Source organism: Bradyrhizobium lablabi, from assembly GCF_018131005.1.
In the GTDB taxonomy this organism is placed as follows: domain Bacteria; phylum Pseudomonadota; class Alphaproteobacteria; order Rhizobiales; family Xanthobacteraceae; genus Bradyrhizobium; species Bradyrhizobium lablabi_D.
The window spans coordinates 1055535-1069246 of sequence record NZ_JAFCJK010000001.1 but is presented as its reverse complement, the minus strand read 5'-3'; the positions used below and the strand labels follow the sequence as shown (position 1 = coordinate 1069246).

At 58.5% G+C, this 13712-nt stretch carries 10 protein-coding genes and 1 pseudogene; 6 read left to right on the top strand and 5 right to left on the bottom strand.

The genetic code is table 11. The features are described from left to right. Nucleotides 1-65 precede the first annotated feature (65 nt). A complete protein-coding gene (locus tag JQ553_RS35205) occupies nucleotides 66-482 on the bottom strand; it encodes a MarR family transcriptional regulator (protein ID WP_212498732.1) in 417 nt (138 codons plus the stop codon). Between the two features lie 236 nt (nucleotides 483-718). On the opposite strand from JQ553_RS35205, the gene JQ553_RS04970 reads away from it, so the two are divergent. The 3 genes from JQ553_RS04970 to JQ553_RS04960 all read left to right on the top strand — a co-directional run bounded on the left by JQ553_RS04970 (nucleotide 719) and on the right by JQ553_RS04960 (nucleotide 4405). Continuing rightward, nucleotides 719-1597 (top strand): NmrA family NAD(P)-binding protein, encoded by an 879-nt coding sequence (locus JQ553_RS04970; RefSeq protein WP_212498731.1) that lies wholly within the window; start codon nucleotides 719-721, stop codon nucleotides 1595-1597. A 428-nt stretch (nucleotides 1598-2025) separates the two neighbouring features. After that, nucleotides 2026-2661: an adenylate/guanylate cyclase domain-containing protein gene (locus tag JQ553_RS04965; RefSeq protein ID WP_212498730.1), complete on the top strand. Its 636-nt coding sequence runs from the start codon at nucleotides 2026-2028 to the stop codon at nucleotides 2659-2661. 958 nt (nucleotides 2662-3619) lie between these two features. Beyond that, entirely contained in the window at nucleotides 3620-4405 is a 786-nt protein-coding gene (locus tag JQ553_RS04960) for a class I SAM-dependent methyltransferase (RefSeq protein WP_212498729.1), read from the top strand. Nucleotides 4406-4417: 12 nt separating this feature from the next. On the opposite strand, the gene JQ553_RS04955 is transcribed toward JQ553_RS04960, so the two are convergent. Next, the gene (locus JQ553_RS04955; protein WP_212498728.1) at nucleotides 4418-5137 is read right to left on the bottom strand and encodes a hypothetical protein; all 720 of its coding nucleotides are present in this window, start codon (nucleotides 5135-5137) and stop codon (nucleotides 4418-4420) included. A gap of 64 nt (nucleotides 5138-5201) precedes the next feature. Then, a complete protein-coding gene (locus JQ553_RS04950; RefSeq protein ID WP_409363027.1) occupies nucleotides 5202-6542 on the bottom strand; it encodes a DUF927 domain-containing protein in 1341 nt (446 codons plus the stop codon). Between JQ553_RS04950 and JQ553_RS04945 the strand changes: the two are divergent. The 3 genes and pseudogenes from JQ553_RS04945 to JQ553_RS04935 all read left to right on the top strand — a co-directional run. Beyond that, nucleotides 6503-6628: pseudogene (locus JQ553_RS04945) on the top strand (DUF1127 domain-containing protein); the annotation flags it as partial. The gene JQ553_RS04950 and the pseudogene JQ553_RS04945 overlap by 40 nt on opposite strands. A gap of 1951 nt (nucleotides 6629-8579) precedes the next feature. Then, nucleotides 8580-10145 carry a GMC family oxidoreductase gene (locus JQ553_RS04940; protein WP_212498726.1) on the top strand — a complete coding sequence of 522 codons (1566 nt, stop codon included), beginning with the start codon at nucleotides 8580-8582 and terminating at the stop codon, nucleotides 10143-10145. A 655-nt stretch (nucleotides 10146-10800) separates the two neighbouring features. Next, nucleotides 10801-11622, top strand: a complete 822-nt coding sequence (locus JQ553_RS04935) for an SDR family NAD(P)-dependent oxidoreductase (RefSeq protein ID WP_212498725.1) — start codon at nucleotides 10801-10803, stop codon at nucleotides 11620-11622. A 225-nt stretch (nucleotides 11623-11847) separates the two neighbouring features. Here JQ553_RS04935 and JQ553_RS04930 read toward each other — a convergent pair whose 3' ends face one another. Together JQ553_RS04930 and JQ553_RS04925 are read right to left on the bottom strand one after the other, a co-directional pair. Next, a complete protein-coding gene (locus JQ553_RS04930; RefSeq protein WP_212498724.1) occupies nucleotides 11848-13104 on the bottom strand; it encodes an RNA polymerase sigma factor in 1257 nt (418 codons plus the stop codon). Next, a complete protein-coding gene (locus JQ553_RS04925) occupies nucleotides 13101-13505 on the bottom strand; it encodes a YciI family protein (RefSeq protein ID WP_212498723.1) in 405 nt (134 codons plus the stop codon). The genes JQ553_RS04930 and JQ553_RS04925 overlap by 4 nt, the downstream gene beginning before the upstream one ends. Nucleotides 13506-13712 lie beyond the last annotated feature (207 nt).

Genomic DNA, 13712 nt, shown 5'->3' with positions numbered 1-13712 from the left:
CGCGTCACGCGCTCTAGCTTCCTACAAGGCCGGGACGCACGGCACGCTTGTGAGTACCCAAGCGATCATGACAGCTGCTCGAGCATGATGCGAAGCTTTCGCAAAAACTCGCTGCCGTGAGTTCTCTGCAAGGAATCTTGCGCACACTTCCATAACGGATATGCCTCATTCAATACAGCGCGCCCCTTCTTGGTCAAGCGTAACCTGCGGCCGCGCCGATCCGCCTCGCATACTGCAACAGACACAAGCCCGTCCCTTGTGAGCGGACGGATATTCTTCCCCATTGTCGTACGATCCATCATCATAATGTTCGCCAGTTCTTGTACCAAGAGGTCGGTTTGTTCGTCGATCGCCGCTAGGACCATAAATTGGGTCGCGCGGATACCAGCGGGAGCCAAAGCGGCATCGTAGGCTTGAGTGAGCGCCCTCGCCGCCTTCCGAACTGTAAAACAGTTACATCTACCAAATAGCGCTCGATCCACGTCAAGACTCCTCGAAATTCGCCGCCGCCCCCCACACACGGATAAGCGTTGGTTTTAAAGTGGCGAAAGACGGTACATCGGCGTGCTTCGCTCTGTGTATCCCAAATTACGCTGCGCGGGTCTCGAAATCGTGATGAGTTAGTTCAAGTCTCTCGATCATCATTTATGGTTCGCGGATTGATATGGGAGCATATGCTCCTATTTGCTAGATACATGCCCGTAACGCGGAGAGTAGAATGGCGGAGCGTCTTTTTCTCATTGCCGGCGCAGCAGGAACGACAGGCCGGGTCGCGGCCTCCGAATTGACCAAAAGGGGCCACCGCGTTCGCGCTTTGGTGCATCAGGAGGACGCTCGCGCCGATCGCCTTCGGTCCCTTGGCGCAGAAACGGTAGTCGGCGATCTTCTTGATCTCGATCAGGTTAGAGCTGCGATGGAGGGGGTCGAGGGCGGATACTTCGTCTATCCGTTCAGAGATGGCCTGATCGATGCGGCGGCCTTTTTCGCACAAGCCGCCAGGGAAGCTGGAGTAAAATCGATTGTTAACATGTCCCAGCGCTCGGCCCGGCGGGAAGCCAGAAGCCACGCCGCGCGGGATCACTTTATAACCGAACAGCTTTTCGACTGGTCCGAAATCTCGTCGACCCATATCCGCCCCACCTTCTTCGCTGAATGGCTTATCTACAACCTGCCGGGCTGGAACGTGAAGGAAGGCTCCATCAGGTTTCCCTTTGCAAACGGTAGGCATGCTCCGATCGCTGGTGAGGACCAAGGTCGTGTAATTGCCGGAATATTAGAGAACCCGCGCGGGCACGAAGGCAAGGTTTATCCCCTGTTCGGTCCGACCGAACTAAATCATTATCAGATAGCGGAGAAGCTCACAGGGATTCTCGGTAGACAGTTCATCTATCAGCCGATGACGATTCCGGAGTTTCGTTCGCAATTGCAAGCCGCGAAAATGAATCCCCGTTTCGTTCAGCACATTGAGGCAGTTGCGCAAGACTATCAGGATGGCGTCTTTGCGGGGACGAACGACATCGTTGAAAGAATCACCGGACGAAAGCCGCTTAGTGTTGAGCAATTTGTCGATATCAACCGCGCAAAGTTCATGTTGTAGACGGGACTTCCGGAGGAGCTTCCCGACTGGTTCGGTGCCTAATTTCAACACTGCTGCTCTATCGAAATTATATCCGACGATAACGGGCCCATCGCGCAGCCCAATCACACGCTCTTCATTCAATCGTGGCCACCTGGCCACTCAACTATGTTCAATTCGACGCGCCGCAGATCTCTTGGCATTGCTATCGTGTTGGCAGCCTGCATCTTCCTTGTAGACACGCTGTCGTCCCTTCACTTTGCTGTGGCTTCTTTGTACGTTATTGTTATTCTTATCAGCGCATACGATAGTCAACGCCGCGGAATCATTTTTACTTGGATTTTGTGCGTGGTGATGACTGTACTCAGCTATTTGCTTACGCATGGCTTCTCGATTGATGGCGCAGCGCCCCTGAGACCTTTAGTAAGCTTCTATCGATTACGATCACAGTGATCTTGGTGATTAGAAACCGTTCCGCAAACGAACGCCTGGCGGAAATCAAACGAGAGAGAAGGAACTTAGCGCGTCTCTTTTCTCCAGAAGTTGTTGAGCATCTCGTTGAGATTGACAAGCCCATTTCCGTGGCCCGCCGTCAGAGAGCAGCGGTGCTATTCGTCGACGTGATCGGATTTACCGCATATGCATCCGGCAAGGCGCCTGACGAAGTAATTGAGTTCTTGCGCGATTTACTGGGCCTGCTCAGCGAGGCTGTCTTCTTGCACGCGGCTCGATCGACAAGTTTCTTGGACGGTCTCATGGCGGTGTTCGGCACGCCATTTGCCGGCGCGCAAGATGCAACCAGCGCAGCGCTTTGTGCGCTACAGATCCGCAAGCGTCTCTGCCGTTGGAACGAACAACATGCTCACAGCCCTGATAAGACCATTCGCCTTGCTATCGGTATTCACTGCGGCGAGGTCGTCCGGGGCGATGTTGGCAGCGACAAACGGCTTGAATTCACGGTGGTCGGCGACGCTGTGAACATAGCGAGCCGTGTCGAAGCTTACCCGGGTACTCGACGCTACAGTGCTCGTCACAGGCGATTTTGTGCAGTCGCTTCTTGTAGAGGGCAGCTTCGACGTTGCTAAAGCGTTCACCAACGAAGGCAAGCATCTGCTTCGTGGCTACACTGAGCCCATTCAACTTTACAGCTTGAGAACGTGGACTTTCCTACGTCAGAGCATAGAGCTGGGGCGTTAGCCATCGCACCCGATTGAAGCCGGTCAAATTCCTTGCCCCGCGCCGCTCACGGAACAGGCGCAGCGTCAGCGGCTTCGCGATGACGTCGGGACTCTCGCCGACCTGAAGCTTGGGTAATCCTCTCGCCGCCGCACGACTTGGCCAATACCGGCGTCATGTGAGCAAGCCACCCTCGAGATACAGTAACCAATCGTAACCAAGCGATACTTCGGCATAGTCTCCTCTATTCGGAGTTACCCTTCAGAACGTTGCCTGACTCCGGTAGGCTCTCGCTAGCGATAACAGGTCTTCCGAAGCCTCAGCGTCTGACACCGCTCGCGCGGTGCGTTCGGCCTTGTCAGCTTGCTTGCGCAGCAACTTCGTTTCCTTGATCATCGTCGATCCTAATGCGGCACATATTCGTAGGCCACGAATGCTCCGAGTCCGATCATGGCGATCAGCACGGTGATTGCGAGAAGAGACTGCAGGCGCATCGCGTCCTCCAGCTCCCAAAGAACGTTCACCAGCCTACCTTGGTAGCCCTACTGAGAACACCGGCCAAGCCTTCGTTTCTGGTCGCTTAAGCGTTGGGACACGAGGGCTTAAATACGGACAGCAGCGCCGCGGCTATGGGAAGGTATCGTGATCTCGGACCAACGCCGGAACATTGGCAGCCGTTGGTCGAAGGTCCGCTCCGGGTCAATCTCTAGAAAACTCTAAGTGAGCATAGCGAGTCCGCTATGCCTCTGAAACTTGCCGTCAACGCCCACGTGATAGGCAAGCCGGACATTAGGATGCATCCGTGATTTGCCCATCCCTGTGCAAAATGGCATGAGCCCAGGATCGTCATTGGGACGGGATATCGAAATGGCAGAACTGCAAATTCGCTTCGACGACGGTGCCGACTACGAGCAGATGATGGGAATTTGGAGCCGGTTCGCTGGCGAGATGTTTCTTGATTGGTTGGCACTTCCCTCGGATTTGCGGTGGATCGACATCGGCTGCGGCAACGGGGCCTTCACCGAACTATTGGTCGAGCGATGCCGCCCCATGGAGGTCCAAGGCATTGATCCATCCGAAGGGCAGCTTGCCTTTGCACGTACACGACCTGCGTCGCGCCTAGCAAAGTTTCACCAAGGCAATGCCATGGCCCTTCCTTTCGCCGACAGCAGCTTCGATGCGGCTGTGATGGCATTGGTTCTTGTGTTCGTTCGGGACCCCGCGAAGGGCGTCAGCGAAATGGTTCGAGTGGTTGTCCCCGGCGGTGCAGTCATGACCTACATGTGGGACATGTTGGGCGGCGGTTTTCCGCTTGATGCAATTTATTCCGAGATACAGGCGATGGGCATTGTGCCAGCTCTCCCACCGATGGATGCGTCTCGAATGGAAGCGTTACGGGACTTGTGGATCGCGGCAGGCCTTGAGGAGGTGCAAACGGAAGAGATTACAGTGCACAGGACTTTTGCAAATTTCGACGATTTCTGGATGACAAATCTGAAGTTTCCTGGGCTTCGGCCCACAGTTGAAGCGATGAAAGCCGGAGACGTTGAGACGCTCATCTCACGGGTACGTGCGCGCCTGCCGGCGGATGCCGATGGTCGCATCACCTGTAGTGCGCGCGCGCATGCGGTAAGGGGGCGCCGGCCCAAGTAGCTTGAAGTCCGCTCAGGTCAATCGCGTCATTTTGCTCGTCGGCAGACTACTTCCGGTCTTCCCCCCGGAAGCGGAATTGTCACAGCCCACTAGACTAGCCGTTAAGGTCCAAATGGGTATTGCATCAGCGTGTCGGGGTTTCTGACAGGTTAGCTTGGATCGGCCAATTGTACTGATCCGGGCGAAGCCCTCCTCGAGCTCGACCACCTCGCCGCCCCTCACGAGCAGGACAAGGCCCATTGCGCCGAAGCAAGCGGCAGGTGCGCGCGGATGGACGCCGAAGAGCGCTTGGTCGTCCCAGTCCGGCAGCTCTGCTCTATGCTGCCGACGCTGCATGAAGCGATCCGCATCGATCAACAATTGATGCCACCTGGCGGCATCAAAAGCCTCCGGCGGTGTCATTGATCTCAAGTGATCGACGGCGAGTCCTCCAGGGAGGTCAACATCGGTGGTGACAGTGGTGACGCTGGTGACAGGACGCCTATGTGGTTGGAAGCCCGCAAGAATTGGATTTGGGCCTTTGTCACCACCCTCTTTGGAAGCAGTGGTGACAGCCGCAGGACGTGTCACCACTGTCACCACCTGCGAGTTTTCATTGGTGACAATCCCTGCTTGACGATTTGCTATCCCTTCCAGCGCCTTGGGGAACTTGTCACCGCTGTCACCACCGTCACCACCAGTTTCAAGCCGCTTGTCGAACGCGCGAGCCAGGATCGCGGACCAGTCGGTCATTGGGCATCCTCCACAAACCTAGATGATAAATGGTAGAGCCGCAGCCTTCCCTGCCCGGGCACTCTCACCAGACACGTGCGGTGGCGCCCACTTCCGGCGACACCAGCCACTGCCGTTCGCTGAGCGCTGCCACTATCGTGCAGCCAGCAAAACCCTTGCAGCCCTCATCCTTCCACGCCGAGGGCGTCACGTAACAGTCCCAAGCATCGCCCACACGTTTGCGGTAGCCGGCGACATCTCTCACGATCTGTTGTGGACCGCCCTCGTCCCACGCCGGCACGAACCGCGACATGCCGTGAGCAGCAATGAAAGACCGGACCTGTTCGATGCCGTCCTTAATTTCGGCAGGCTCACATCCTCCGCGTGCCTCCATCCAATCGCGGAAACAACGAGCTGCAGCCTGAACCGCCTCGCCAGGCTCCCAGGGTAGCACGCCGACACCGACCGCGATCTCCCCGGCGGTCCCGATGAGTGCAAAGCGCTGTGCCACCCGGACGACCTGGCCGTCGGCGGCTTCAGGCGCATGATCGGCTACGAATTGGCGACTGTATCCGTTCACCGCTCCCCGGACGTCCTCAAGCTCACCAGCGATCCGGCGCAGGAAGGCTCGCGCGGCGACACCGTAGCTCGACGCAGATGCCGTCTTGACGTGCCGCGAGAACGCATCAGCCGATTCAAACCCGTGCAATTCCTCGAACAATCCCTTTCCAACGCCTGCGTCCGCCGGCAGATCGATCAGACGGACGCCTTGGCCAGCGGCCGCGCGGCGTCCGCGTCCGTCTTCAACAATTTTGTCGGCGAGCAACAGCTCACCGGACGAAAGGAACAAGACGCGCCAGTGGGCTGCGGGCCTGATGCCCCCTTCACGCGTGCTCCTGGATTTGCCCGATCCGTTTCCCAGCATATAGGCGACCTCACCCGCCTCACGGGCTGGAACCTGGGATAGCTCGTCAAGACACAGCAGGGCGTCGCAATGAGCGAGTGCTACGCCTTCGAGGCCATTGGCCGTGGCGCGCCATGAACGCACATAGCCGCCGCGCGCTCCTCCTCCCCACACAGATCCAGCCATGATAAGCGCTGTGCTCTTTCCGGTCGAAGAAGCGCCCCGCAAGTGGATGCCCCCACTTTCGGCATTGGCCGGTTCTATGAGGGCGGCGGCAAAGGCCGCACTCAACGCCAGCACAAGTCGGCTATTGCCTACCGCAAGTCTGGCAACATTGTACCTCCACTCAGCGAGGCTTCCTCTCTGTCCGAACGCGTGCCAACACGCCTGATCTCCGCTGACATCAAGGCTCTCGTCAGCCTCTACGAGGTTTGGCCAGCCTGGCCGCGGGAGTCTGGGCCAACGTCGGCGAGACCCTACATCTCTGGCGGCAGCGTTATCGCGATCGCCGGGAGTTCGCACGTTGGACCGAGCGCGACCTGCACGATATCGGCGTCCCCCGGAGCGACATCGCGCACGAACTCGAAAAGCCGTTTTGGCGGGCCTAGCGGCGGCGGCTGGGCCGGATTGCAGCCCGCCGCTCAGATAGCTCCAGAAGGGTGGCAGAGCGGTGATGCAGCGGTAAGGTCATCGTCGCTCGGTGCCGTCTGCGCTTGAGTTTAGCCGCCGCCATACGGTGCGGCCCACACGTTACCGAACCCGTCGAAGTTGTTCTTCGGATCATACCCGGAGTCGCGCAGATTTTTGATGTACATGGTGCGGTCGTTGGAATTAGCCGGGCCCACAGCATATGCATTCGGCCTCCCCAACCCCTCGCTCGACAACAGCGCAGGCGACGCGTGGCGATGATGGGTCCTCTGTGCGGCCAAGGCGCCAGAAGTAGAGAGTGCGAGAATAGTAGCGATGGCAAGAATGCATTTGGCCATAGATCAGTTCTTCGATAATCCACCCCGTGACTGGCATGACCGGCACTCCTCGGCGATGGTCGAGGGATGATTGCTGGGCCGTACTAGGGTCTCGCCCCCGCGCGTTCGATCCGCGCCCCTTCCGCCAAAGGACGGTGACGCCCAAGGTGGAGAAACAGACTCGAAAACTGCGCCCCGGAAACGGTGAACGTTCGATGTCGGATAAGTTACCTATTGAGGACGCTTATCGGATACATTTTCGATGCCGTCATTGATGGTGCGTCTTTTGCGTCGTTGAAATTTGGTGCTTCTTTGCTTCGGCAGCGAATGAGGCGCAGGGGCGGCAATCGCCAGAAGTCTGGTCTTCATCGTGGTTGGTCCTTTCTCATCAGTATACGATGGGGACGACCACACCGTCTGGCAACACGAGGTCCTTTCAAACTAGCGCGAGTACCGAATCGCTGCATGACGCAGATGAATTAGCCGACTACTCAGAGGCAGAATGTGGCAGCCGCTTTTCGACTGTGAACACAAACACGTTTTTCGAAGCTCGCTCGATAAGGCTACCCGTCTATTATGCATTCGCCGGAGTCGGTGAGTGATTAGCGCTACGCGATACAAAGGCTACCCAACAGGCCGCTTTCCCGTTGGTTCCCCGGCAAAATCGATCTGCCCGTCTCGGCAGGGAAAGATTCCGATTCCCTCGTGCTGCAGGACGAGCGCGGACGAAGCCGGCTGCTTCCGTCATTCATCACGGGTCGCGCCGTGATACTTCGCCGCACGTCTTGATCCTGAAGCCCACACGCGTGGCTTCAGCTGTTCAGACAAGCAGTGCGCCGAGACTCTCAAGGTTCACGCCGCAGTGGAGCGCAGCCCCGATCTGCTTATTCCACCACGGAATAAGCATTATTTCCCTGCGGACACCTACTAACACCCACTACCGCCGCTTAACTGCATCGGACAATCGGCAGGAGCGGCGCTCCGTCCCACTGAGATCACAGAGTAAGCCCCATGTATGATTCCGACATCCGAGCCATCCCGACCGACGATGCTGTGAATGAACCCACTCTCCTGCCCCCTATTCATCAATTGGAGATCGATATTGCGCTTCGCGAGGCGGTCAGAAGGTCTGGCGGCAGCAATGGCCATGTCGAAACCAGAACTGTTGCTCGACTTTACCCGAACGCGCCCTCGTGGAGCGATATTGACGCCCTATCGACGAGCACGCCGTACGAGCAAGGTGCAACACCCCTGGCTGAGCGAACTTCACTTGCGCCGCAACACTCTTTGCTTCTTCGCTATGCGCCAAGCCTTCGGTCCGACCGCTTCAGAGAAAGTAAGATTGATCACCTGCACTTGAGGCTTGGTTTGCTGACGCTCGGATCAGATCTCCGCCCGACCGTTGAGCGTGCATTGTCGGTTAGGCGGACGAGGCCGGGTTAGTTCACAGACGCCAATCGCGACACGTATCCGACGCTTGCTGGCGTTGTTGGTCAGACCTTCCCGAACTCTAGCAACGCAGCGCAATCCATTCGAGCGCTCACCAGAGACCGCGCCCGAATATCACGAAACCTCAAATCCATAGGAAGGCATGATGTCCCTGGAAACAATCTACGACTACGTCGTCGTTGGGGCTGGCTCAGCAGGCTGTGTCCTTGCGGCCCGCCTTACGGAAGACCCTGGCGTGAGTGTGGCTCTCGTCGAAGTGGGCGGCCAGGATGACGCACCGGAAATCCATATACCGGCTGCTTTCCCTACGCTGTTCAAGACCCAATACGACTGGGACTACGCTAGTGAGCCGGAGCCTGCCCTCGGAACCAGATCTATCTATCTGCCCCGAGGGAAGGCGTTGGGGGGCAGTTCCTCTATCAATGCGATGGTATACACGCGGGGAAATCGTAAAGACTATGATGGATGGGCAGAGGGGGGAGCCGATGGTTGGTCTTATGATGAAATGCTCCCATACTTCTTGAAGGCCGAGAACAACGAGCGAGGTGCCAACCGCTTCCATGGCGCCAACGGGCCACTGGCGGTGCAAAATCTCAAGTTCAGGCATCCGTTGATGGAACGATTCGTTGAAGCCTCCTCGCAAGCCGGTCATTCACCGACAGACGACTTCAATGGAGAAAAGCAAGAGGGTGTCGGGTTCTTTCAAGTTACCCAGCGGGATGGCAAGAGATCAAGCACTGCTACCGCTTACCTACACCCGGCCATGCATCGTCCCAACTTGGACGTACTTACGGGTACGCTGACTACACGTGTCATAGTGAATGGACGTCGCGCCACAGGCATCGAGGTCTTCCGTGACGGTCAGCTAAGTACTCTCATCGTCGATCGTGAGGTGATACTGTGCGCTGGAGCCTACAATTCCCCGCAGCTTCTAATGTTATCAGGAATTGGTATCCCATCAGAACTGCGGCGGCACGCGATACAAGCCAAGCACGATCTACCGGTCGGTGATGGCTTGCAGGACCACCCCTGGGTTATTCTGACTTACTTTACCGATGTCGCAACACTCTTCGGTTCGGGGTCACCGGAGGACGTCGCTCTTCTGGAGAGTGGTCGTGGGCCCCTTACTTCCAATCTGAGTGAAGCCGGCGGTTTCTTCCGTACGGTTCCTAGTCTCGATGCTCCCGATATACAGCTGCATGCAGGCGCGATCATGTATCACAATCAAGGGCTATCGGCCCCGTTCGATCACGCCTACAGTTTCGGACCAAACGTTCTGAAGCCGACGAGCCGCGGCAAGCTCAGTCTGCGCAGCGCTCGACCTGATGCAAAGCCTCGCATTTTTAGCAATCTCCTGGCAACGCAAGAGGATCGAGATTGCATGGTCCGCGGCGTGCGGCTGGCGATGAAAATTGCCGAAATGCCGGCTCTGGCGACGGTACGTCGTGCACCACACATCGTACCGAGATCAACAAGCGAGAGCGATATCCTGAATTTCATCGAAAGGCACACGCAAGTCGCCTATCATCCCACCAGCACATGCCAGATTGGCAGAGTGGTGGACTCTCACCTGCGCGTGATCGGCCTCGATGGGTTGCGGGTTGCGGATGCGTCGGTCATGCCGAGCATCATCAGGGGGAATACCAACGCCCCTGTCATAGCGATCGCTGAAAAGGCGGCAGATCTAATAGTCGGGAAGACGCGGAGATGACCTTTCGCACACGAACTCCCCACCTCATGAATATTGTGATCCCAGCACCCCGCGGTTCCACTGCCGCCACAACCATCGACCAACCATGGTCCGCGATCCGCGCGCGATCTCGTTGATCTCCGGGCCAAGGCCGTCACAATGCCGAGATGACAAGCAGTACTCAATGCGATGAGATCGTTCCGCCGACGGTTCTCACTTCGCACCCCGTGCAGTGTGTCCGCGGAGTGCCGTTTCGCGTGCACTCGATGGCTCAAAAGAGCGCTGGAGCATTCCCAACCTACAGGAGACCCATATCCGTGCCACGCCTAACGCGCCGACAGTTCTCCGCGTTGCTGCTGTTCTTCATGCCGGCCCGGAATGTGTTCGCACAGCACACTTCCGACCCACTACCCTCGTGGCACGACGGAGCGACAAGCACGCTACCTTGGATTTCGTCCGCGACGCGACCACGGCGGGAACAAGCGACGATATCGATCCCGCAGATCTCAAAAGAGCCCTCGCCCTCGTCAAGGCGCTTCCGCCTTTGGCGCAGCGCGCGGTCGAGCTCCGAAATCGGATCATGCGGGACGCGTGGTGGTCCGCTTGACGGCGGCTACCGCACGACGGTGGAATCAATCGTCCCCGAGGTTGTGTACTAGCAAGGCGGGAAGAAGTTATGATCGGAAATCTCAATGGAAAAGTAGCCTTCGTGACGGGCGCCGCAAGTGGAATTGGTCTCGCCCTAGCGCGTGTCTTTGCGGAAGCAAAGCTAAAGGTAATGCTAGCTGACATCGATGAAAACGCGCTGAATACAGCCGTGGAAGACCTAAGGGCTTCCGGTTTTGAAGCACAGGGGGTCGTATGCGATGTGTCAGACCGCACGTCGGTGCAGTGCGCCGCAGACGAAACACTCGCAGTCTTCGGCAATGTTCATGTCGTATGTAACAATGCAGGCGTCGGCGGAGGGGGGCCAATCGAGTCGATTGTCCCAGCGGACTGGGATTGGATTATCGGCGTCAATCTTATGGGTGCACTCTACGGCATTCAGGCGTTCCTGCCACACATCAAGGCGCATGGGGAGGGTGGCCACATCGTCAATACCGCGTCCATGGCCGGTCTACTTGGTCCGCCCGGAATAGCGCCGTACAATGCCTCAAAGTCCGCAGTGATTAGCTTGACCGAGACGCTGGCTGCCGAGTTGGCCGGCACTGAAATCGGGGTGAGCGTGCTGTGTACCGCATTCGTGCGTACGCGAATTGCAACGAGCGCTCGAAACCGTCCGCCACGCTTCGGTATTCGCGTCGACGAACCAGCCAATCCGCAAATGGCCGCCTTAGTCGACGCTGGGATAGATCCAATAGTTGTGGCCCGCCGCGTTTTAGCGGCGATCCGAGAAAACGATCTCTACGTCATTACCCATCCGGAGCTGCGCAGCGTAATTGCGGGACGTTTTGACCAGATACTTGCTGCCTTCGACAAGTCTTCAATACAACAATGAAACCGATACGACGGCCGTAAAGATCGGCAGCCACTCCTCCAACCAGCGACGCATCTTTGTTCTTGGCATTACGATTTCACCATGGCCCCATTATGTGCCGCGTTCCTAGCCTTATTGCGAAGGCTTTTCTTGTTGGTGGTCGCTCTGAGCTGATCTAAGCGCGGCTTTTGCCGTGGCGTTACTTTCGACTTTTTCAACCGTATCGGCCGAGGGGACATTACGCGCCTACGCTGTGGCGGTGGGAGAATTGGCGCGGGCGAGCAACATAGCGCGCTCCCTGTCATTGCCCGTCAACCTGGCGGCGTGGCGGAATTCGGCGCGCGCTTCCGCGACTTGTCCCAACTTCTCCAGAAGACCACCACGCACCGTGGGCAGCAGATGTGAATTCTTCAAGAGCGGCTCGTCTCTCAGCGCGTCGGCGATGGCGAGGCCCTGGGCCGGTCCGAATGCCATGCCGACCGCCACCGCCCGGTTGATTTCGACGATGGGCGAAGGCGCGGCCAGGGTGAGTGCCTGGTAATAGGCAGCGATGGCGATCCAGTCGGTGTCGGCGGCGGCCACCGCGCGGGCGTGGCAGGCGGCGATCATTGCCTGTAGCAGATAGGGGCCGGGCGCCGGCGTAAGGACCATCGCGTGGTTCAAACCGTCGAGGCCGCGCCGAACCAGCGACCAGTCCCATCGGGTACGGTCCTGGTCGAGCAGCAAGATCGGGTCGCCGGCCGTGCTCGTGCGTGCGGCGAAGCGCGAGGCATGGAACTCCATCAGAACCACCAGCCCCTGCACCTCAGGCTCGTCCGGCATCAATGCCGCGAGCGAGCGGCCCAGGCGCAGGGCCTCGCCGCAAAGATCGGCGCGGATCCAGTCGAACCCCGCCGCCGGCACATAGCCCTCGTTGAAGATCAGATAGACCACCTCAAGCACTGCGGCGAGGCGTTCTCGCCGCTCTTCGAAGCGAGGGATCTCGAAAGGTATGGCGGCATCGCGCAGGGTTCGTTTGGCGCGCACGATGCGCTGGGCGACGGTGGCTTCTGGCACAAGGAAGGCACGGGCAACCTCGCGCGTCGACAGGCCCCCCAGGAGCCGTAAAGCGAGGGCGGCGCGTTGCTCGCCCGGCAGAACCGGATGGCAGGCGGCGAAGATCAGCCGCAGCAGGTCGTCGTCGATGTCCTCGTCGAGCAGCGCCTCGATGTCCGGCCTCTCGCGCTCCAACTCGGCGAGGTTAATGGCCAATTCGCGGTGCTTGCCGTCAATCAGGGTCGTACGACGCAGCCGGTCCAGCGCCCGGTTCTTGGCGACGTGAGTGAGCCAGGCGGCCGGATTGCCCGGGATGCCGTCCTGCGGCCAGCGCTCCAGCGCCAGCGTGAACGCATCCTGCACGATCTCCTCGGCCAGCCCGATGTCGCGCAAATAGCGAGCGAGCCTGGCGGCGAGCTTCGGCTGCTCGATCCGCCAGACCGCTTCGATGGCCGCGGCGGCCTTCAACCCTTCAACTCTTTGAAGCCCTCCGCCGCCTTCTGGACCTCCTCGGGGAACTCGCTCATCTCATGGACGCGCCGGACTTCGATCACATCATCGTTCGAGGCGGGACAGCGGCGAGCCCATTCGATGGCCTCCTCGCGCGAGCGCACGTCGATCAGCCAGTAGCCGCCCAGCACTTCCTTCACTTCCGCGAAGGGGCCGTCGGTCACCACAGGCTTTCCACCCTTGAAGCTGACCCGAGCGCCTGAGGACGGCGGATGAAGCCCTTCCAGGGACAGCAGCACGCCGGCCTTCTTCAGCTCCTCATTGTATTTCATCATCGCCTGCACCGCCTCAGCGCTGGGCATGACGTCGGGCTTCGCGGATTGGTAGCCGCCGGGGATCATCAGCATCATGAAACGCATGGGTATCTTTCGTTTGTTGGTTTGATCACACGACGACGAACGAGGGTTGGCAAAATCGACAGGAGCACAAAAAAATTCATGCCCAAAATGCCTCTTACATGAGGCCGTCGAGCGAGGCGAGGTTGAAGACGCATCGGCGCACGTCTGGTCAGCCAGAAGAACGCGCCGATCACCCTGTAGACTGATCCGTCGATTCCACCCGAAGGG

Coding starts and splice junctions, on each gene's coding strand:
- JQ553_RS04970 (WP_212498731.1), top strand. CDS start 719: ATGGCGGAGCGTCTTTTTCTCATTGCCGGCGCAGCAGGAACGACAGGC.
- JQ553_RS04940 (WP_212498726.1), top strand. CDS start 8,580: ATGTCCCTGGAAACAATCTACGACTACGTCGTCGTTGGGGCTGGCTCA.
- JQ553_RS04960 (WP_212498729.1), top strand. CDS start 3,620: ATGGCAGAACTGCAAATTCGCTTCGACGACGGTGCCGACTACGAGCAG.
- JQ553_RS04925 (WP_212498723.1), bottom strand. CDS start 13,505: ATGCGTTTCATGATGCTGATGATCCCCGGCGGCTACCAATCCGCGAAG.
- JQ553_RS04935 (WP_212498725.1), top strand. CDS start 10,801: ATGATCGGAAATCTCAATGGAAAAGTAGCCTTCGTGACGGGCGCCGCA.
- JQ553_RS04955 (WP_212498728.1), bottom strand. CDS start 5,137: ATGACCGACTGGTCCGCGATCCTGGCTCGCGCGTTCGACAAGCGGCTT.